9 protein-coding genes are annotated in these 22,204 nt (G+C 52.1%); all 9 read right to left on the minus strand.

All coding sequences use genetic code 11. The features are described from left to right. Positions 1-3: 3 nt before the first annotated feature. On the minus strand, positions 4-1,878 hold the full coding sequence (locus WC903_01410) for a protein phosphatase 2C domain-containing protein (GenBank protein MFA5892615.1): 1,875 nt from the start codon (positions 1,876-1,878) through the stop codon (positions 4-6). Between the two features lie 3 nt (positions 1,879-1,881). Beyond that, positions 1,882-3,855: a protein phosphatase 2C domain-containing protein gene (locus WC903_01415; GenBank protein ID MFA5892616.1), complete on the minus strand. Its 1,974-nt coding sequence runs from the start codon at positions 3,853-3,855 to the stop codon at positions 1,882-1,884. After that, positions 3,855-6,140, minus strand: coding sequence for a protein kinase (locus tag WC903_01420; protein ID MFA5892617.1), 2,286 nt, complete (start codon positions 6,138-6,140; stop codon positions 3,855-3,857). The genes WC903_01415 and WC903_01420 overlap by 1 nt, the downstream gene beginning before the upstream one ends. A gap of 57 nt (positions 6,141-6,197) precedes the next feature. Beyond that, a complete protein-coding gene (locus WC903_01425; protein ID MFA5892618.1) occupies positions 6,198-7,163 on the minus strand; it encodes a hypothetical protein in 966 nt (321 codons plus the stop codon). A 41-nt stretch (positions 7,164-7,204) separates the two neighbouring features. Further along, on the minus strand, positions 7,205-9,931 hold the full coding sequence (locus WC903_01430; protein MFA5892619.1) for a hypothetical protein: 2,727 nt from the start codon (positions 9,929-9,931) through the stop codon (positions 7,205-7,207). A 238-nt stretch (positions 9,932-10,169) separates the two neighbouring features. Further along, a complete protein-coding gene (locus WC903_01435; protein ID MFA5892620.1) occupies positions 10,170-11,168 on the minus strand; it encodes a hypothetical protein in 999 nt (332 codons plus the stop codon). 89 nt (positions 11,169-11,257) lie between these two features. Then, positions 11,258-17,518, minus strand: a complete 6,261-nt coding sequence (locus WC903_01440) for a glycosyl hydrolase family 8 (GenBank protein ID MFA5892621.1) — start codon at positions 17,516-17,518, stop codon at positions 11,258-11,260. A gap of 122 nt (positions 17,519-17,640) precedes the next feature. Beyond that, on the minus strand, positions 17,641-18,339 hold the full coding sequence (locus tag WC903_01445) for a hypothetical protein (protein ID MFA5892622.1): 699 nt from the start codon (positions 18,337-18,339) through the stop codon (positions 17,641-17,643). A gap of 140 nt (positions 18,340-18,479) precedes the next feature. Then, the gene (locus tag WC903_01450; GenBank protein ID MFA5892623.1) at positions 18,480-22,193 is read right to left on the minus strand and encodes a glycosyl hydrolase; all 3,714 of its coding nucleotides are present in this window, start codon (positions 22,191-22,193) and stop codon (positions 18,480-18,482) included. Positions 22,194-22,204: the final 11 nt, after the last annotated feature.

Raw genomic sequence — 22,204 nt, forward strand, 5'->3', positions numbered from 1 at the left:
CCTTTATTTTTGATCAGAATCCAGGATTCGATTTAATTTAATGCCGATGATGTTGAGCAGATGCCCGGCTTTTTGCTCAAGCCGATTATCGTTGCCGGACCGGTCCCTGATCGCGTCGATCCGATCGTTCAGCTCGGCTAATTTTTCGGCCGTCGTGTTTTCGAAAATTTCAGCTTCAATCGCTCTCAATTGGGCCTTGGCCTCCTGAAAAGAGAGCGTTGCCGGCTCCGGTTTTTCCACTACCCGGGTAGTTTTTTCTAGCTCTCTGGCGTCTAAAACGGCTTCCAGGTTCCGGCTGGCGGCAGCGCGCTGTTCGGGAGCCCCAACGGTCGAACTGTGGACCATCAAGATCGTTTGTCCGATCAATTCCGACGGGAGGTCGGAAAGCAGAATGCCTTTTTCGCTAAGCGCTTCGATCACATCCGCCTGTTCTTCTTCTCCTCCATAGCCCAAAACGTACAGTAGGTTCTCGCCTCTCTGTCGAGGGTCGACGTCACGGGATTGCAGGAAAAAGATAGTGTCGACATCTTCGGCCAGATTGGCTTGATCGACAAAAGAACTCCGGCCGTCTGGTTTCGGAACTGCCGGTGCCGGCTCTTCTTCTTTCGGGATTGCCGGAGCCGGTTCTTCAATGTCTACCGGAATTTCCAATGAAAGTTCTTTTTTAACTGCCAATGAGAGCCTTTCTTCAAGTTCTTTAAGCGGCAAGGCCGGGCGCCGATAACCAAGCACGGAGGTGTTATCTCCCCCCGCGCTGTCAGCCACCAATTGTTTGATCGTTGCCTCAAGCGAAAGACCTAAACCAAAGATAGCTCTGATCTCAGCCGGGGAGAGGGTCATCCCGTCGGTCGCTATCAGGACCGTATCTCCCGGACGCAGATCGTAGGACTCTTCCCGCACGGGGACCAGCCCTGGGTTCCCCAGAGAAAATTGAAGATGATTAAGATCGTGCTTGAGGTGTCCCATGTTATTCTGCACCCGCGAGATCAGGTCGTCGATAAACCGGACCTGCTCTTCGCTAAAAGGCGAATCGGCAAAGCTAAGCTCGATCAGCTGATCTTTTCTCCTTTTTATTTCGCTGGGGTTCAGGTCTTTGTAGATCAGTTCTAAATTGTGTTTTTGTTTAGCCAGGGCCATTAGCTTTTCGGCCGATAAAAGGTTGATCCGCGGCAGGGTGAGAAGCAGAATCGTGCCTTCCGCCCTGACAATGTAAACCCGGCTGTCGCCAACATGGGAAACGGCGACCTGGTCCCTCGCCGGGTTGATCCTGGCTGCGGCCAGGGTCGTGCCCATCATATCTTCCGGCTTTTTTCCGGCGTTGGCTATGTTTAGCTTGTCCCGGGCGGCGGCGATCTGGTCCCCCAGGGACAGGTCTTGATAGTCCTTGTCCAGCACCGCTTCCACGGCCAGGCGCGCGGCGCGCGCGCCGTCAGGCTGGCCGCCGATACCATCGGCGCCGACGAGCAGGAGACTGCCGTCTTTGGTAAAGGCTGTGCCGATGACATCTTCTTGCGCGGGTCTCACCGCTTGATCGATCACGCCAAAGACGCCATGAGCGGCAAACCGCCTGATCTCTCCTTTGGCCAGGGTGCTGTTACCGAGGATCGAGGGGTTCTCGGGAAGCAGGTCCAGCGCGGCTTTTTCAATCTGGCCTCTAACCGTTTGCCAAATATCAAATAAATCTTTTTTGCCGTTTATCAGGTGGTCTTTATTTTGTTCCAACACCGATAGGCTTGTCCCGGTCATGCGCTCAAGCATCCGCACGACTGTGCCACTAAGATGGGCCAGGGCTCTTTGACTGTGAACTTTGGGGACCGACTGGCATAAACGGCTAAATCGTTGCGCCGAAGTTAATGGTTTTTTTATCGGTTCAGTCATCGATCATTCCCCTAATTGTTCCTTTAGCCGAATGCCGACGATGTTGAACAGAAAAGCGGCTTTAAGCCCGACTCGCTCGTCTCCGGCGGCCTGGCTTAAAGCGCGGTCGAGGCGATCATTGAGGGCCAGCAGATCAGCGAGACTTAATGGCGTTCCTTCGTCCAGCCGATCTTCAACGGCTTGGAGCTCTGAAACCGCTTTCGCTGGTGGGAGCGGTTGCGGCGCCGGGGGAAGCGTAGCCGGCCGGCCGGACCCCTCCGATTCCTCTTCCTCCAGTTCAAAATGCGGCAGCGGCTTTCTTTCATATATCATAGTTTTTCGTTCATGCAGGGCGAAGGCGTTCAATATATCAAGAGCGTCTAGCGCTTTTGGCTGCAGGGGATGCCCGGCGTCACCCGCAAAGGCCATGATTATTTTCCGGTCATCGCCTTCAAAATATTCGGTGCAGGCGGCCTGATCTCCGCTGATGATATTATCAAGGACTATCTCGAACTGGTCGGGCACCCTGGTGTAATAAGTGACCTTTAAGTTGATCAGGGCCTGATTGCGGACGGGGGTTTCTCTGGCATTAAGAATAGTATTGTAAGCGGCAATGATCGCGTTGAGCGGGAGATCGTCGAGTATGACGCTGGAATCGGCAATGGCCCCGACCAGCTCATTTTTGGCCAGGTCATTGGCCAGCAGGGCGGTCAGGATAGCCCCTCTGGTTTTCGTGTCCTTATCCATGGTCTTCAAAAGGGCTAGATCGGAAAGGTTGATGCTTTCCGGCTCCAGTTCTTCGTAAACGGAGGCGGCTTTTACTTCAACCGGCGCGGGCTGCTTAAAAGCCAGAACGGTAACATTGTCGGAGCCTTCGCCGTTCTTATTTTTACTCGCTTCGATCAGGGCTTTGACGGTTTCGGGCAGAGCGCGGCCAGGCTCAAATTCTTTTCTTACCTCTTCGGGAGAAAGGCTCATCCCGTCGGAAACGACTAAAAGGACGTCGTCTTTTTCTAACTGCGCCGCAAACCCCGGGACCAGATCGCCGTCGGGCAGAGTGTGGCCTAAAATATATTTAGGATGATGACAGTTCAAGCCGGGGGCGTTTTTTTGCGCCCGTCCGGTCAATTCATCGATCAAAATTATTTCCCTTTCAGACAGCGGCTGAACGGCGGCCAGCAAACCCCTTAGTTCGCGCGCCTTTTCTTCTGTCTTTTCTTTGTTCCCTTTCAATTCGGGATAAAGGGTGTGGAAAAAATAATATTTAGTGTCAGCCAGGATGGGGGTCAATGTTTCCCGGTCAAGTATCCTGGTGTGGGGCATGGTCAGCAGGAAGAAGCCGCCATTTCCTCTTAACAAGTAAACCCGGCTGTCGCCGATATAAGCGCCATTCACTTTTCCGGTTCGCGGATCGATCTCCACCACGGCGATGGTTGTCCCCATTTTCCGCTCCCCGGTTGCTTGACCGGCGGACCGATCGATCTCTTCATGCGCTTTGACTACGGCTGTTTGGATATCTTTTTTGCCGTCAACGGCTAAAACCGCCAGGCGCGAGGCAACGTAACCGTCGGCGTGGCCGCCCATGCCGTCGGCGCCCGTGAGGCGAATCCGGCCGTCGGGTAAAATGACGGCGGCAAAAGAGTCATCCTGTTTATCCCTTTGGCCGATATCGGAGGCGCTGTAAACGCCGCGATCGGTGAAACGGGCGATCTCCGCAAACGCGTTTTTCGGGCCGGTTACGATCTGCCATTTGAGCTGGTTGGGATTTTCGGCCGGCAGATTCGGTTCGAGCAAGTTTATTTTTACAAGTGCTCTGGTCGCCAGCTTGACGACTTCCCGGCCGCAATCGGTTTTTTCATCGGCGATCGGCTGAAGAAAATTTTTCGCCAGACGATCGAGCGTTGTCCGGTTTGATGCGTTGAGAAGTTTTGCTCTCTTGTCCGTTACAAAACGACGCATGATCTCAGGGGTGATATTTGTTTGGCCGATCTTTGCCATTATTTGCTCCCTTTTAATTTGTTGATCAGTATATTGGCCATGCGAGTGATATCATCATCAGCAGCCAAAGATTCATTTTCCAATATATTTAAGATCCATTGATTTAATTTCGTCTTTTGCTCGTCAGTTGGGCTGGTGCCGCGGACGGTCCGGACGGCCCCCTGTAATAGTTCTATGGCCTGGTCCGCCGATGTCGGCACGATCGGATCAATCAGGTTAAAACCCGGGGCGGGCTGATGCCTGACGGTAACGGGGGGCTGGGCAGCCATTTCTTCGATCGAAGAAAAAATGGTTCGGCTCTGGACCCCGCGAGACTGAAACTTTGCATGTCTCAATTTAAACATCGCATAGTTAATGTCGAGCTCCAGTTCGTCATAGTCCTGGTAGCGGTCCTTGGGATCGAAAGCGATCATTTTTGCGGCTATTTTTTGAAAAATTGGCGGGACATTGTCGCCCATTGCCGGGAAGTCATGGCTCATAAACCCGCCGGCGAAACTTCCATATTCAATTGGAGAAGTTATCGAAAAAGGGACCTTGTTCATCAGGCATTTGTAGGCAAGGATGCCTAAAGCATAGATATCCACCAGAATATATCGACGTAACAACTCATCCGGCAGCATTTTGTTCTTTTCTGGCCCCGTGAGGATCGGAATCTCGGGAGCCATATATTCGAGGGTCCCCATCAATTGTCCGGTTTTTGTTCCACCTTTATCTTTGCCTGCTTCGGCCCGACTGCCGTCTTCAATGATCTTGGCCAGGCCAAAATCAAGGATAACCGCTCTTTTATTGGCAGGCGCCCGCCGGTCAAATTTCTCTTCGATATAAATATTTTGGGGTTTTATATCGCGATGAGTAATCCCCTCGACGGCCGCGGCTTTTAGCCCATCAATAACGCCTAATAGATACGGGACCAGCTCATCGACCAGCATGCAGACCTTATGAGCCGCCTTCTCCTTGATTATTTCGGACAGGTCTCGGCCGGTGAGGAGTTCCATGACAATAAAAGGCGCACCGTCGGGGCGTTTTCCCGAATCCAGCCCTCTGACTATATGTTCGCTTTCGATCCGGTTGGTGGCTTCAAATTCCCTGAACAACCTGGCGGTGAGGGCCGCGTCGCTTCCGAAATGCAATTCCTTTATCGCGACCATATCTCGAGAGCTAAGCTCTTCGGCCGCGTAGACCTTGCCGATGCCGCCCTCGCCTAAAGGGGTGGCCTGTCGATGGTATTTTTTGCTGGTGCCTACATATATATCCGGCTCGCTAGCATCGATATCTTCGTCTTTCAAGTCGATCCGCGAATCGGAGCCCCGGTCTGCCCGGCGCCGGCCGCCATTGGGCGGCCGCTTGGCTTCGACCGTCTTTTTGGCCGCTTCCGCTCTGTCTTTTTCCGCTTTAGCTTTAAGGGCCGTCAGGTCGGTCCCGAGGTTGCTGCCGCCGACTTTATCGATCTGTTCGTCAATATTGGTTATGAACTCGGAATAACCGGCTAGGTCGAGCTTGCCAAAATCAGCGCCGCGATATTTTTTGTGGAAATCTTTGGCCGCATCGGCAGTTTCGGCTTTGGCCTTGAGCCGTTCGATCTCTGTTTTTAAATTGCCCTCAACTTTGCCGATCTGCGATTCCGCTTTGGTCCTGAAAGCCGCCGGATCGGAAAGCTTGGCAAAGTCATCGTAGGAATACCCTTTATACTGGTCAATGAATGCCTTGGCCGCCCTGGCGGTTTCGGCTTTGGCCTTGAGCCGTTCGATCTCGGTCCTTAAATTGCCCTTAGCCTTGCCGATCTGCAAATCGGCCCTGGTCCTGAAAGCCGCCGGATTGGTGAGCGCCGCAAAGTCATCGTGGGAATGTTCCTTAAACTCGTCATAAAATTGCCTGGCCTCCACCTGTTGTTTTGCCCCGGCCTGGAGTTTTTGGAGATTGGTTTTCAGCTCGCCGGCTTCTACATTATTAATATGCTCGGAGATAAGCCTGTCGAACCTCTGATGGTTATTCACATAGTCGGACTCGGACAAGTCCGTAAAATTAATATTCTGTTTTTCCTGGTAAAAATTCCTGGCCACGACAAATTTTTGGGCCTGCACAATTTGCGCTTTAACCGCGTCAAATTTGGCGAGGTTGGCAGGGGTGGCGTTCGCTCTGCGCCTTTCAACATCAGTCAATAATACAGCAAGTTCGGCCGCGGTTTTTGCCTTAAGGTCCTGGCCGCCGCCGGCACCGTTGGCCTGCAGGGCGCGATAGAACTTGCCCGGAGCCCAATTTCTATAGATCTCATTAGCGCTTTTCATAGTTATTGCCATCGTAATAGTACCTCGGAGATTTTTTTGAGAAATTTCATCTAAACTTTAAATAAATTGTTTGAGAAAATCTTCTTCTTCCTGCAGTTTTTGCGCGGCTGCTCTGGCCTTTAAATCTTCTTCATAACGATCGATCTCTGCTCGACGCGTTTTGAGCGCCTCAAAGGTCTTGCCAAAGTTAGGGATTGAGGCTAAAAATCCATTGATCTTATCTTTTTGCCCCCGGCGCGCATTGGCATCGCTAAGCGGTTTCTCCCACTCCGGTGAGCCCATATAAGCTTCGGCGTCATTTAAATTCTGCAAAAATTCGGTCAATTGGTAGTCGGCGTGCGTGTCCAGGCGCCGGCGCATAAAATCTCGGATCTTACTTTCGGCGTCACTGCCAGCCAGCTCGTGCAAGCGGACCGCCAGTGACGATATACCGGCGTTGTTGTTGTCGGTCGCGGCTTTAACGAGGTCCTTGGCGGCGGAGTTTTTTTTAGCCGCGGCTATGCCCCGCCAGATGGCGACCGCGGCCAAAGGGAGCAGGTTTAGAATAAGAGGAACACCCGCGGTAACTAAAGTTGCCGGCAGCAACCAGGAAAATGACGCCAGCGAATGCAGTGGTACCGTGTAGGTGTAAAGCGCAAGCAAGGGGGCCGCTAACGCCGCGCCCAGGCCGGCAAGGTTTATTTTGCTCAAAAAATTTGAGTCAAGGCGTTTTAGAAGGTTTTCAAATTTCCCGCCAACAATCGAATTCCGCGCAATGAATGTCATGCTCTGGGCCGGCTGGCTGCCGGGGGCGCCGGTAGAGGCCATCTGATACGAAGAAGAACGAAGCAGTTCCTCCACATTTGTCGATTCTATGCGTGGCCGCGGGACCGGCGCATTAACGGCCGGGCGGGGCTTGATCGATTGGCGATAGGCGGCCTTACCTTCAATGAAGGTTTTTTTGACGTCGCCATAGACTTCGCGCGCGGCGCGGTAGAGCCCGACGGGCCCGTATTTTTTATTGACTTCAGCGAGTTTCATCATAATGTATATCTGTCACTCCTTTGAAAAATTTCACTTTTTATTTAAGGTTTGTAATACGGCGGATAGATTTTTATGTCACTGCGCGATTGGTTGTTGCTGCCGGTGACGGTGACCGGGAAGTAGCCGGACAATTTTTGAGTTAGAACTTTAGAAATAGTGATTATGCCGGTAGTTGGGTCCAAGACCCCGGTTGCGGGGGTTAAGGGGTTAAAGTCGGCGACCGCTGAAAGCGAGGAAAAAGTGCCGTCGCAATTTTTTGAATGGAGCTTCCACACGGCAGGCAATACGCCAGAAATATCATAATTACTGGCCGGGGTGGGTCCCTCGATAATAGAGACGATTGGCAGAGGATCAGCGCCGCAGGCCGTGAGCGCCGGCGCGACGATCGGCGGCAGTGACCAGAGCTGGCTGACGGCGGAGGTGGACCGATCTAAATCGAGCACCTCGGCGTAGACCGGTGTTCCCCAGTAGGCGACGGGGAGGGAAGCCGAATACAGAGTGCCGTTTTTCACCATGGTCAGGATCGATGGCCCGACATATAAAGTGGTTTGCAGGTTGGAGGGTTCGCCGTTGCAATCGGTCGTGTTGGGCAGATCAAACGTCGCCGTTGAGCCGGCAACGAGCTGTCCCTTTGGATTAAGGCTCGAAGGATTGAGGCTAAGCGAGCCGACCGTCGGTTTGTTGTATTGCTGGGCGCACTGGGTCGGCGCAACGATCGGATTGGCGTAATACGGCGGATAGATGGTAACGTTTGTCGTTTCGCTGTTACTGCCGGTGACGGTGCAGGCAAAACTGCCGCCCAGCTTTTGATTAAGCACTTTGCTGATATTAACGCTGCCGTTGGCGTCGGAATTGCCGTTCGCAATGCCGAGGGGACCAAAATCGCACATGGCCAAAATATTGTTATAAGTGTCATCGCAATTCTTGGAATAGAGGCTCCACTGCACCGGAATATTTGAATTAATATCATAGTCGACGCCCGGGGTCGGGCCAATAACTACGGAAACCTTTGGTTTGTGATCCTTCTGGCAGGCGGAGAGGGTTTTAACCACCGGCGGGACATTCCAGAGCTGGCTGACGCTTTCCGTCTGCCTGTCCAGGTCCTTGACGACGGCGTAGATGGGCGAGCCCCAGTAATCGGCCGGTAGCGTGACGGTGTAGACGTTCCCGATCTTATTCATCTTGACCTGCGACGTCCCGGCGAATAAAGTAACTTCAAGGTTTGAGGGCTCGGCGTCGCAGTCGGTAGTGTTCGGCAAATTGAACGTTGCCGGCTGGCCGAATTCAAGCTGTCCCATCGGGTTGAGAGAAGAAGGATCGATGCTCAAGGCGCCGACGAAAGGTTTGTCGCCGACCTGCTGGCATTCCGACGCCTGGCTGGATTTGTAGTACGGCGGATAAATAACCGCGTAATCGGTCTCGTTATTGCTGCCGGTAACGGTGCAGAGAAAACTGCCGCTCAACTTTTGGGTGAGGGCTTTATCGATGGTGATAATGCCGTCATTGTCGCTCTGGGCGGAGACGGCGCCCAGCGGGTTGAAGTCGCAGAGAGCGGAGAGGCCGGACAGGGTGTTGTCGCAATTTTTGGTGTGGAGCTTCCATTGCAGGGGGACGTTCGATCCGATATCGTAATCGGTCCCCGGCGTCGGCCCTTCGATGACGAATATTTTCGGTTTGGGATCTTGCTGACAGGCGGAAGAGACGGCGGCCGGCTTGATGTAGAGCGGTTTGGCCGCCGCGATTCCCGGCTGTTCATATTGGGGCGAGTTGATCGAGGCGTTGATCAGGTATGATTTTTCGGTCGTTCCCGGCGGCAGGGTGGGGAGTTTGGCCGAAACATTGTTGCAGTCCAAGCCGTCCTGGTCAAAGATCGGCGTTTCACCGACAGTCGTGCCGGTGATCGTGACGTGACAGGAAGCGAGGGGAGATTGGTCTTCCTTACCAAGGTTTCTGGCGCCCGGCCAGTTGTTTTTTTGAATGGAGATCGGGATCGGCAGAGTCGTGCCCTCGTCAACATAACCGCCGCCGGGTAGGTTCAGTATCTCGATAAAGGGGGGATCAAACGAACCGATCGTCAGGTTGGCCTGCGTTACGATCGGGCTTGCCTCCGCGTCATTGGAACTAACGGTCAGGACAGCCGTATAATTGCCTTTGGCCTGCGGCGTGAAAGTAAAGGTTTGGCCGACAGAATTATGCACGCCGTCCGGACCGGTGACCGTCCATTTATATTCAACACCTTTCGGTGCCTCTATCCCTTTTCCCCAGTTGGGGGAAAGGGTAACGGGACGGTAGGCAATAGCGCCGTCGTTGCTGTATTCGATATTGATGGAAACCTGGGAAGTCGTGCTTGAGCCGGGGGCCGCAATGTATGGGAGGGAGACTGTCCGAATAAACTTATTGCCTTGATCGTCTATTATCGAAGCTGTTACGCTATTTCCCCAGCTCTGATCGGCTTTTAGGGTAAGAGTTAATTTCCCGTCCCCAACCGCCATTGGTTTGTCCGGTGAAATATTAAGAGTAGCGGTAAGTTTATTCGGGTCCTGGCAGGGATCAATGTCGATAAAAAAAGTTACATCCGTTCCTGCCGTAATAGTCCCGTTATCGTTCAACGCGGAGGAATCAAAACGTAATGGCTTAATTGCCTGATCGGCATTAAGACATTTGTCATAAACCGGCGCACAGCCGATTAAAAAGCTGCCGGCAAATATGTTTTCCTTGGGTAAAGTTGCTGGTTTGGGTTCCGGGGTGGGTTCTTCCCTTTCAGGCAACCGGCAAATAGGATCCTGGGCCGGATCCGCGCACCGATTATATTCTGGATAACTGTATGTTCCTTCAATTCTCATGATTTTTCACCCTTTCTTTCTTTTAGCCCTTCCATGTTATTATCGTTAGATTTCATGATAAATTTCACCCTTTCCAGAAATTGTTTGGAGGGGAAGAGTTAGAAAAAGGCATCAGCGAGGTTATGGCTTTGCTAGGCGAGGATAGGTTATTGCAAGAGATCTTTTAAAATGTTAAGCCAAATGGAAAACCAAGTTCAGCAACGACATTAAAACTTCCGCCTGGGTAATAAGCTCCTCTAATGCCCAGTTTTCCGCCTAGCTGAATTGGACCAGATCCTTGTCTTGAGTAGCCTTGATAATGCAAGCCAACGGTTCCTCCAAATATGGTGACATTTTTATCTTCCATTATTTCTACTGCAGCGTAGCGATCCCAGCCTCTTACAACATGCACTTGTTTAATTGCAATCCCAGCATCGATTGATAAATGTGAGTCTCCTGATTCGTCTCTCCACCCTCCAAGATCGGGGGAGAAATTAGGCCGTTTTAATTTGATCAGACTATTCGAGAATGGGTAAAAACCAAGAGTTAAGTAATGAGCTTTAGTAGTGTTTTTGTTGGACGTCGTCGAAATAAATGTATAGGCATTTTCACCCGAAGCGTACCTTTGACGATTTTTAGGCGGATAACCCCCATAATAGTTGTACGGCCCAGCTTTTACATCTTCTTCATAATCACCAAGATTATCTTCTGCTAGGGCAAGTTGATAATTGAGAAAAACAATTTGCCAAAAGTCTAAAGTGAGCTCAAAACCAAATTTGAGCATGCCATTGTTTTTACTGCCAACTTCAATTGGGTTTGTTACAGCCCCTTTATCATCTTGATGAGGAGGAACATGCAGGGTGCTCCCTAAAGAGGCGTAATTAAAGTGTTGAAAACCAAGCCCGATAACAGGGGCAAGAGACAATCTAAATTGTGCTGGGTACTGTTTGGGTTTTGACTCAAAAGATTGGCTCGGATAGTTAGATTCTTTTGAAAAAAATTCAACAATTTCTTTACAACTATTTGGATTGTCTGAACAATATTCCGATATTGCAGAATTAATTTCCTCTTCAGCATCAATTTTCCCGTTCGACCTATTTGACCCATTATTGTTTTTGTCGGCATGTTCTAAGTAAGGTCGGAACTTTAACGGAGTATTGTTTATTATTATCGGTTCGATCATAAGCCCCCCTAAAAATTAGTTAAATCAGAAAATCATATCGCCATTATATTGTCGTTAATCCCCTTAATAAATTTCACTCAAAATTGGAGTTAAAGGCCCAGGAACTGTGCCAGGTTAAAATTCACGCCTGCTCGCCAATCCTGGTAGGTAAACTCGGGAGTTTGCTGGTAATTTAATCCCCCATACAGCTGGACGACGCCGATTCGACCAGCGTTATATTCCACCCGGCCCATTAGGTACAAAGGAATCGAGCCCCAGGCAGGGCCGTTTGTCGAGTATTTGTTGTAATAAGGATCTTTGGCCGCGCTGCAGCTCGAGCTGGAATTAAACATATTAAAAATTGACCGGTTAACTGTTTGTGCTTCGGTCAAGCCCGGATTGTGCGCTTTTTCTTCGCAGGTGGCTCCGGGAATAAATTCCCTTTGCCAGAGACCGATGCCTAACGTTCCTCCAACTTTGAAAGTGCCATGCCTTAATTCAGCTCCTTCGCCGAGCGGTTTTACTTCGGCGAGATCATAGTCCCAGTTTAGCACCAGGCCAATGTTTGCTCTTTCCCGGGGAGTGCCGAGAACAGTGAAATTATATTGACCGCCTTCGAATCCCACCTGCGCCTGGAGCCACGAAATGTGGTAAGAAGCCAAGTTCCACATTAATTTTTCATAGTGGGAAGTAAGGAGAGGATTTTCCCAGTTCCAATTGTACGCGCCAAAGGCGGTCAACCACTTGGTTGCAACTGAACCGCTGAAGATCATGTTTGGATTTTGAAAATTTACCGGGAGAGAGCGTGCGGTTTGAAATAACTCTCTATTCATTCCGGGGGCTTTAGCGTCAATCCCCACTGTGACCAGCTTGTCCAGCCATTCAGGCCTGTAGTATATCCCGATGCGCGATGCATTTGTTCTCGATTCACCGAAGCGATCTTTCCTGGTATCTGTATTGTTGGTGAATGAGAAAATTAATTGTTCTTTGTAAACCGGGAGTTGGCCGGTAACGCTGAAACGGTTTTCCGTGCCGCTGGAACCATAGCCATTTGATCCTACTCCAAAGCCAAAATGCTCATAAGAAGCGGTAAAATTTGGAGTCAAAATCGTGTTTGACGTGCGTGGGACCGCCGCCTTTGTTTCGTCCGGAGGAACCAATATCTGCCCCATATAATATCTGGCATTCAATAGATATTGATAAGCGGGAACGGGATGGGTCTCCGCTTGTTCAAGCAGGGAAAACCCATGATAAACATCCGTGATCAATTCTCGGCGTTTGATCGATTTCCGGGGGACGGTCCTACTCTGCCGAATGAGGCCAATAACCCGGCTTCTTTCGGGGGCGTTCAGCGAAAGATCGAGGCCAAGCGATTCGCCGCCATTTTCGGATTTGGGCTGAACGATGCCGTCATTATCTATATATTTTGCGTCCACCAGCGTACCCCAGACCCCGGCGCCAAGGGACGAAGGTTGAATTGAGCCGGCAAGAATTTGCAGGGCCAGCCGATAATTGGTTTTTGATGCTTCGTAGTCGTTATGGCCGTTTTTTATGCTCTGACCAAAGCGGTGTATCTCTCCTAATCCGAGATGAGTTTCGGCCAGGAGCAGTCTTCCCGCTTTCGAAAGATCATTTTTAACAAGATCGAGAGAATTCTTATAGCTGTCATTAGATTTTTCAAAATCCTGCTCCGACCAGCGGTAAGAATAGGCCTTGCCAAGATAAATATTCGCTTGAGCTAAAAAACGGTCGGCGAGAGAAAAAAGATGGGGGTATTTTACTCTCATTTCTTCGGTTTTGCTGATGATGCCAAGTTCGTCACCAGCCTCAGTAGTATCTCCCTTCCTAATTATTTCTTTTACGGCTCGGTTAAAATCTTTAGCACCGATAAGCGCTTCAACTAATTTGAAGTTGAGCTCGAACATGGTTTTTTGATAGCCAAGAGTGCGACTTTCAAACATGGCGTTGAATTGTTCCTTCAAGACGCCCCAATTTTTTGGTGTTGCGGCCTCAATCGCCTTCTGCCAGCTCTTCTCCAGCATATAGGCCTCGATCTTGTCGCCGACGATGCGGGCGGCCAGATCGGGATCTTTTTCCTCGAGCGCGACCTGGAGCGGTTTCTCCGCCTCGGCAAAATCGAGAAAAGGCCCGGCGGCTCGGCTATTGCGCATGCGGGCCTCGGCTTCGATCAGGCCGCGCAGGACGCGCAGGTCGGCTTTGTTGGCCAGGACGTCTTTTAAAGCGGTTTTTAGCTCCGGTTTGTCTTCGAGCTTTTTATAATTGTCGATATCAACAAAGGAGAGGGCTTCCTCGAAACGCTGCTGCCAGAGCAAAACTTCACCGACCCGGAGATAGATCTCGGTTTTGGCCCTGTCTTCCATCCCGTTCCGCTCGTTGCTTAACGGAATGAACATGGCCCTCAACCGCAGCTGTTCCGCTTCGGGGAGGTCGGTGGCCGTTGAGAGGCCGAGCAGGCGGTTGCCGATATAGATGATCTTTTCCTGCAGGTCCTCATCGGTTCGGTAGGCCTCGAACAAGCTCCCGATGGAGCGCAGGGTCAGGGAAGAGGCGAGGGGTTCCGCATCGACTATCTCCGTGACTTTCTTCTCCAGATCGGCGATCTGTTTGGGAGTGTAACTCTCATTCAGGCGCATTTTGCATTCGATCGTACCGAGCTGGGCCTGCTTGGCAGTGATGGCATTGGCCGGGATCTTTTGGGGATCGTATTCTTTTAACGCCTCTTCGTACCTGCCTTGCCAGTTGAGGATATCGCCCAGCGCGGCGCGGGCGAAGTAATTTTTTTCAAAGATCTTTTTCAAGTCCGTCTTCATCTGCTCGTCCAGGACCGGCAGCAGCGGCTGGAGGAATGAACAGGCGGCCGGGGCGTCGGCTTTTTCGCCCAGAGCGAGACGATAGACGGCTTCGGCGTCCTTGAATTTCTTCTGCGCCGCCAGCGCGTCGCCCAGGGTCTGCAGGCCGGCGGAGAGAGAGGCGCCTCTTAAATACGGTTTGCCGTCCTCAATGCCGAAGGCCTGGCTGATCTCTCTCTGGGCGCCGGCCAGCACTTCTTCTCTTTTCTGGCGGTTGAGGATCTTGTCGGCCTCGGCCAGGCGGATCTTGGCGGCCCAGACGTGGGCTTCGGCCAGGATCTCGGGTTTGGCGCGGCTTTGCGGTTCAAGCACCTTGTCGATCTCTTCCTGCGCCTTGGTCAGCAAGATTCGATAACCGATGAGCTCGACTTTTTCGCCGGCGTGGGTTACGCTGATGGTTTTTTCCGCCTTGAAATCCATTGAGATATAGGCCTGGCGGGTCCGATTCTGCGCCAGCGTCGCCCGAATGTCGGCCACGGTCTCGAGATCGATGATCTCCGCGCCGTTATGGGACTTCTTGTATGCTTCGTTCTCACGCAGCACTTCGAGCAGGCGAACCTCGGCGGTTTTTAGCATTTTAAGCTGGCTGAAGGAATAATCGCGGCGTTTGCCTTCGCGCATCTCGCCCGATTCGAACATTTCGGACTTGGACCGCCAGACGGCGGCAAAGGCCTTGATCTGGCGCAGCCAGACCGGCGCGTCTTTGTCCAGCACCACGGTCCGGTTTTGAGACAGAACAGAAGTGTGAAAGTTTTCGTTCCACGTCAGGATGTCTTCGAGCAGGCCGTTCGCGTAACCGATCAGGGTCTTAAAGTCCTGGTTTTTGGCGCCGGCGATCGCGAAGCTCGTATTTTTCATTGCCAGGTCCTTGAGGGTAAAGGCATGGCGCAGGAGGCTTTCGGCGGCAAACTGCTTGAGCTGGAGAAAAAAGAGGCCGCTGATGCTGTGATTGCCGGCAATGTCCATGAAGTTGGCCGCCCGGGTGATAAGACCAAAGGCCTCGCCGAGCTCGTGCGTGATCTTTTGCGGATCGGTTTCTTCCCCGGCCCGCAGTAAGATGGCCTGGGCCTTGAGCGCGTAGGACAACCCCTGGGAGAAGCCGTACATTTCGTCGGTGTCATAGGGGTGCTGGCTCTCGATCAAATTGCGGTAAGTCTTGCCTTTCAGCTCCAGCGAGTTCTTTAATTTAGCGTCATCGGTTATCTGGTTCGCCAGGACCAGATCGAATTTTTTGATCGCCCGATCATAATAGCGCAGGGCATTTTTTTTGTTCGTTGAATTGATGCCGAGCTGGAGCAGCATTTCGCCCTCAAAGCGGGGATCGGGAGCGTGATAAAGAGTGGGTTTGCTTTTGTCCTCGTAATATTTAGAGACGACCTGGTAAAGTTGGAACCTCAATTCTTTTTGATTTTTGTGGCTCTGATATTTCTGGAACGCGCCGGCAAAAGCGGAGCTAACGTCGGCCTGCATGCTTTTTCCGATCAGCCGGAGATATTTTTCATACTTCAGGGGATTGGAGGCCAGGATAAAAGCGAATTGGGCCTTATATTGCGGGGCGGCGGCGCCGATAAACGACAGCGCTTTTTCGATGTCTTCGTTGGTCTGGCCGAGCATGTCGAGGAGGGCCCGGCGCTGTTTCAGGTTCTTGACTTCGCCGGCGATCTTGCCCCTGATGTCGGGCTTGAACTCCAGTTCGCTGTCCTTCGGGTTTTTGAAAAAATCACCCAGCCGGTCTTTGATCTCGGGGGCGTATTCGATCACTTTGCTTCTGGGCACGGTCGAGACATAGCCCAGCTCGGACTGCTTGAGCCAAGCGTTAAAGAAGCCAGTAAAGACGGTGTCGGCGGCCCGGGCGGCCTTAACGTTATCGCTTGGCCTGACCCCGATCTTGGCCCTGACCGTAGCGACGCGATTGATTATGCCGAGGCCGTTCGGCCCGCTGGCCAGATCGTGGAAGAAATCGATCGCCCCTTCGTTTTGCTGGGCCAGGTCGTCGGGTGATTCATCCGAGCGCGAGAAAGGGTTAATGACGTTAGAGCCGAAGGTAATTTTGATCTTTGGCCCGGGCAGGACGGGCAGTTGCTCGTTTTTCCCCTGGATCTTCAACAGCCCCCGGACGGCGATCAGCCCCTGCAGGACAAGGTGACTGCCGTAATAATCGCGGGGATACTGATAATAACCTTCTTTTTTATAATATTTAAGGATGCGGTCGAGGACTTTCTGGGCGGCGTCCTGATCGCCGCCGAAGTAAAAGTAGGGCAGCAGCGCCCCGTAGAGCGAGTACTGCTCCCGGTCAAGGTTGCGGGCTTCGCGGATCCTGGGATTGAGCGGGTCGATTTCCGATCCGTCGTGATTGTAGCCGCCCTGGATCGCGCCTTCCTCAATAAGTTCTTTTCGATAAAAGCAATGGGGGCCAAAGTCCGCCGAACTACAGGTGTTATCTTTGAGGTATTTTTCCGCGGCCTGGTTGCCTGTCCAGCGGTAGTCCTGCGCGGCGTGCAAATAGCCGCGCGAAACTTCCCAGCCGGACTGCTGGCCGCCGCGATCGCGGTGCCAGCGGCCGTCCACGATCTGCCCTTTGTTGTCGAGCGAGATCCAGTCGGGCAGGAGGTTTTTTGTGCCGTCATATAATTTGACGCCGTTATAGCCGCGCAGTTTCGCGTCGCCCGCGTCCCGCATGATCCGCCGGGACGATCTGGCCAGGTCGCTCCAGCGCGTTTTCCAGTTGGCTTTCCAGTTGGGTTTCTGGGCGTTATTGTTGAGGGCATTGACCACTTCGTCGTCGCTGAAAACCTTTTCGTAAAAATAGGGACGGAAATAACTGGGGTTGGTCTCATTGACCTGTTTGAATTTTTCACCGGCGAAAATGATCGGCTCCCCATTGATCTCTTTGACGTATTTGTCCCAGATGCTGTAGATGATCGGCAGGGCGGCGTCCAGATATTCTTGTTTGCCCCATCTTTTGTAGGCAAAGACCAGGGCGGCGGCGATATCCTCATCGGCGTCCGGGGCGGCGTCGAGGCCGTTGCGCTGGCTGGTGGAGTCAAGAATGACCCAACCGGACTCTTTTTTGGCGGTGATCGGCAGGGCGCGCCAGGCGAAGAGATTATCGTTGGCGGCGGAGGTTTTCCATTGCTGGGCCTGCCAGTCAAAAACTTTTAAATTGCCGTTGCGCTGGAGATTGGTCTTGGCCCACTGCCAGGTTCTCTCGAGCCGTTTTTCGTCCCCCACGGCCACGGCCTCGAGCATGACATAACCGACGGTTTCGGAGTAGGTATAGCGTTCGCGCTTGTTCTTGTCGCCGTCAATATCTTCTTTGCCGTCAATTTCGGCCAGCGGGCGGCCGGTCTCTTTGTCGACCATGGTCGCGTTGAGGTAAGCCCAGGTTTGCGCGATGAGGTCATCCAACTGCTGATTTGTGGCGGCGGCTGGCGCATTGGGGGCGGGAGGCGGCGCCAGCGTGATCCTATTAATATTCGTCGGATTGACAGGTGGTGTCATTCTATTATTTCTCCCGTATATATATCGACAGATTTTGGCGATAATTTCAGGCAGAAATAATAAGGGCCCCTCGTCAAATCAAGACAAAGGGCCCTCATTTATTTAGGTCGCTTTCTTTCTTTTTACTTAACTAGGATCTTTTCGAAGACGGCGCCGGCGGCGACTTTCGTGTCGCCGATGAACACCACTTCAAATCTCTCCAGAGTGTCGAGCCCTTCCGGGAGTTTGATCTTCAGGGTCGTTCCCTGCCGGACACTGCCCGAGCTTGTGACCGGTTTTCCGGCACAATTGCCGTACTGGCCTTCACGGCAGAGTTCCAAAACTATATACCGCTTGCCATTCTCATCCTTGAGCTGGATCGAGCTATAATGGTCCCAGCCCTGTTTTTGAAAGATATTTGCCTTGGTGTACAGTTCGAGGTTTTGTGCCCCCTTGATGTCGACCGCCGGAAACGAGACAAAAAAGCCGGCATCGGTGCCTTCGATATCGGCGGTAGTCTTGATCGCGCCATTTTCGATGACGACCTTGCCCTCGGCTCCTTTATAACCGGTCGGTTTTGAGCCGGCTTTCACTATCGCCTCGCTGATATTGACGCCCGCCACCCCCACCGAGGGAGCTGTGGCTGTCGCAACGGGGGCGGCCGTTTCAAGCGGTGCCGCGGAGGCGGTCAGAGGCGCCGCGACCGTTGGAACACTTGGACTGGCGGATTGCACGGTCCTTTCACTGGTGGCTTTTTTGCAGGCCGACAAGGCGGTCAAGCCGATAAAACCCGCGGCTTTAGCGAATCTGGAAAATCTAACAGCTTCTAATCGTAATCCCATTTTGTTTCTCCTTTTTAATATGAATTTGCTGACACTTGCCTTGGCTCTTTATGAAAGAATCTTTTAATCTTCACCTCCGGGGGCGGCAATTTCACCCGGAACTATATCCGCTCTGATTTTGAGAAATTTCAGGCAATTTATTATTTATTATTTAATTGCGGGGGGATGGTGTATTCTTCGTCTTCAGTGAAGTCGCCAAAATCCGCGTAGATGTAGTAGGGGCGAATCAGGCGGTCATAAGAAGTGGTGGAACGCCGTGATTGGTGGTAGGCACTCTGGACATATTCGTAAAGCACATGGTCTTTCGGGAGTACTTCAGAGCTGATGCTTCTCGCCACCGCCAGAAAATGATACAGCTCGGCCCGCGTGGAATGGAAATCCCAGATCTGTTTTTGTTTGATCTCGCTTTCGAACCGGCGGGAGACGTCGATCTTTTCAACTAGGTCAAGGATCACTTTGGCTTGGGCGGCGGCGGTCTTGTCTTTCTGCTTGATCAGTTTTGTTAATTCATCAAGCTTTTTACTTAGCTCTTTCATCTCGGCCGGCCGGTTCTTGAGCAAGGGAGCAAACTCGGCCTTGAGCGAGGGAGCAAGCTTGACTATGTCTTCGTTAGCTGTGACGGTAGTATATCTGTCAACAAAGACCTTGAGCGGCTGGATGATCGTCAGCATGTCTGCGAAGGACATGGTTTTTTCTTTAAACGTTTTTTCATTTTTATCGTAGTGCTCCACTTTTTGACCGGCCAGGACTTTGTGGATGTCAACCAGCTTGTCGTAAATATGTGGCGGGATGGGCGGCGCGATCAACAGTTCGTTGGTTCTCAAAATTTCCAGCGCTTGTTTAACCTTTATTTTTCCGTCTTTTTTATCTTTCAGCTGGATCAGCGCGCCGGCTTTTTTCTGGTTCAAGAGCAGAGTAAAGTACTGCCGGTCGCTGTCGGAGAGCTCATCGAGATTATTGGCGATGATTTCATCGACCAGCTTGATAGTTTTATTGGGGTCAAGATCGTTTAGCTCAACCACGGTTTTATACCGGCCGTTAGCGCTCTTCATCGCTTTGCCGGCCAGCATGAAGGTGGTGCGGCAATAATCGAAATTGACGCCGATGTATTCCGATTTTTGGATGCCGCTGTCCGGAAACATATTGTCGATCCGATCCGACCAGGCCAGCAGTCGGGCCGCATCGGTGATGTGCGTTGATTCGGGCAGATGCTGTCGGGTAGGCAGAACTGCTCCATATTGGTCCGCTATATAGACGAAGTCGGCGGTCCGGAGCGCGATCTCGCCCAGTTTGGCCTGTGACCAGACATAGAGATACTTGAAGCGAGGGTTGATCCCGGTAAAGTAGTGATCGCGGGCGGTGTTGATCAAGGCTTCTGATTTTCTTAGCTGCTTATTGGTCTCGTCCGAATCAAGGCCCTTGAGAGCGGCCTCAAAACGGCCGTTGACTTCCGGCAGTTGTTTTAGTTTATCGACCATTTCGGCGTTTTTCTTTCTGTCCGCCTCTTTTTCCTGATGGGAGCTGATCTGGTCGGCGAGCATAAGGATCAATTCCCCCTCGGTCAGCTTGGCCAGTTCCAGAAAAAAGGAAGAATTGATCCGGTCCGTCTTGACCGAGGCTTCGTTATACGCGCGCAGGAACAGAGATTCGGGCAGGGGGAAGCCGTAGGCTGGGACCCACGAATTAAGTGTGGCGTCGAATTTTTGGCTAAGGGTGGAGATCAATTCCCGGTCATTTTTGTTCTTGCCGGTCCTCTCATTGGCAGTGGTGAGTTCTTTTTTCGCGATCTCGACGTTTCCGATCTGCTCGACGGCTTCTTCGATAGTTTTAATCCTCGGCCAGGCGACGACCAGTCCCGCCTGTTTGAGCAGGGCGATCCCTTTCTGATAATTGTAAAAGCCGGATATTGCCTGTTCTTTTTTTTCTCTTTCGATATAATCCCGCTCGATGTTGAATTCCAGCGCCCGCTCAACTCCCGCCGCACTGGTACTGATCTTGAGGTGCCGGCCGGTGAGATCAAATAAAATATCTTCTTTTCTGTCCTTGAACGGCTCGACTTTCGTCGCGGTGCGGCTGTCGAGGCCGGCTGGCAGATCGATCTCCAGGTTCATTCCCCGCTTTTCATCAATATTGGAAACACTCCGGTAAAGCTGGAAAGCAGCGGCATAATATTCTTCTTTTTTGGTGAGGTTCGCCAGCTTGGAATAAAGGTCGCCCAGGACCAGGACCCCCTTCGAAACGATAAAAAAGTCGGGCATGGAAGGATAGAGGTTCTTGCCCGAAAACTCGAATATTTTCTTAAGTCCCGTCAAGGTTAAATCGATCCCTTGCTGATAATCCGCCGGGGTTTGATTCTTCAATTGGGAGAGGGTCTCGGCTTCGATAAAATAAAGCATCGCCCAGTTGAAATCCGACGGCAGGACCCTTTCACTGCTCTCGTTTAAGATGGCTTTAGGGACGGTTTTATTCTGCCTTTCCAGGTTTTCGAGTTCGGCTAGGATGAGCGCCGACCATTCCAGCACCGTCGACAATTTAAAGGTCTGGCCGGTTTCCATTATTTCCTGCGTGTAAGCGGAGAGCAAGGCGATGGCATTGTTCCAATATTCGCGGGGATGCCGGAAATATTGGACCAGCTCATGCTTCTGGCTGCGATCGATGTCGGCGATCCTTTCGAGGTCCCGGAAGCGGCTGGCAAAAGCGTTCCTATCTCCGGTCAGCGGATTAAATTTTTCATCCGGCGCCCGCTCCAGCTGGTCGATGACCGCGGCGAGCGCGGCTTCGACCGCAGGGAGATCAAGTTCCCCCGTCTGGAACGCGGCTTTTATCTTTTTTTCGTCGAACACGGGCCGCATCTCCGACGCGTAACGGCCCAGGGCGAAATCGGCCGCGCCCGAAGACGATCGCCTGGTTTCTTCAAGCGGCGCGGGGGTCAGTATCCGGCCGCGGAAAATATCTTCGTGCTTTCTTTCGGCCTCTTTCATTGCCTCGCGATAAGCATGCCTGGCTTCGGGTGATTTGACCGCCCATTTTTTTGTTTGACCGTTCTCCATCTTGTCCGTGTTGAAATAGACAAAGGCTTTGATCTTGCCGCCGTCGGCGACATAATCGATGCACTCTTTCAACCAGGCCGGCTTATTGACTTTTTCTTCGATCTTCCGCTGATTTTCGTCCGGGGCATAACTGTTGTAGCCGAATTCCCCGATCATCAGGGTCTTGTCCGGGTGTTTATTTTTATACTCGGTGAATCGCTGGTCAAAGATCTCGGAACAGGACTGTCTTTTGCCGATGTCGCTGTAGCCGTCGACCGCGATCCAATCGACGACGTCATCGCCGGGATAATAGGCCTCGGCGTTGCTTTGCGCATCGGGGTTGAAGACCCAGGTGACGTTGCAGGCGCCGGCCTGCCGGAAGAGTTCGTGCACATGGTGGAAAGCGGCTTTATATTCGGCGGGATTGGCCTTGCCCCATGGATAAGCAACTAGATTCATTTCGTGGGCGAAAGTAATGAGGATCGGCTGGCCGAAGGCCTTGACCTGCCGGGCAAAACCGGTGAGCAGCGCGTCATATTTTCTGTCGGCGATATCGCGCAGGCTGTAAGGATTATTCTTTGGTTCTGCCGGGTTCCACGGTTCAAGCTTGATGAACAGGGCGGTGCCGCTGCGAGCGGCGCTGAGTGCCTCGTCCATGGGGAATTTGAGACCCTGCCCGAAGGCAGAGAATTTGGCATCGATCTTGACTTTGGCCCCCGAAGTTTGGGCGAAGTCGCCGAGGGTGTAGCTGGAGACAGTGACGTTATCCCCCAGGAAAACTCCCGGATAAATGCCGTTTGGTCTTATCGGTCCGCATTCAACCATGATACCCTTCC

The sequence above is a fragment of the Candidatus Margulisiibacteriota bacterium genome, assembly GCA_041658645.1.
Classification (GTDB): Bacteria; Margulisbacteria; WOR-1; order O2-12-FULL-45-9; family XYB2-FULL-48-7; genus JBAZZV01.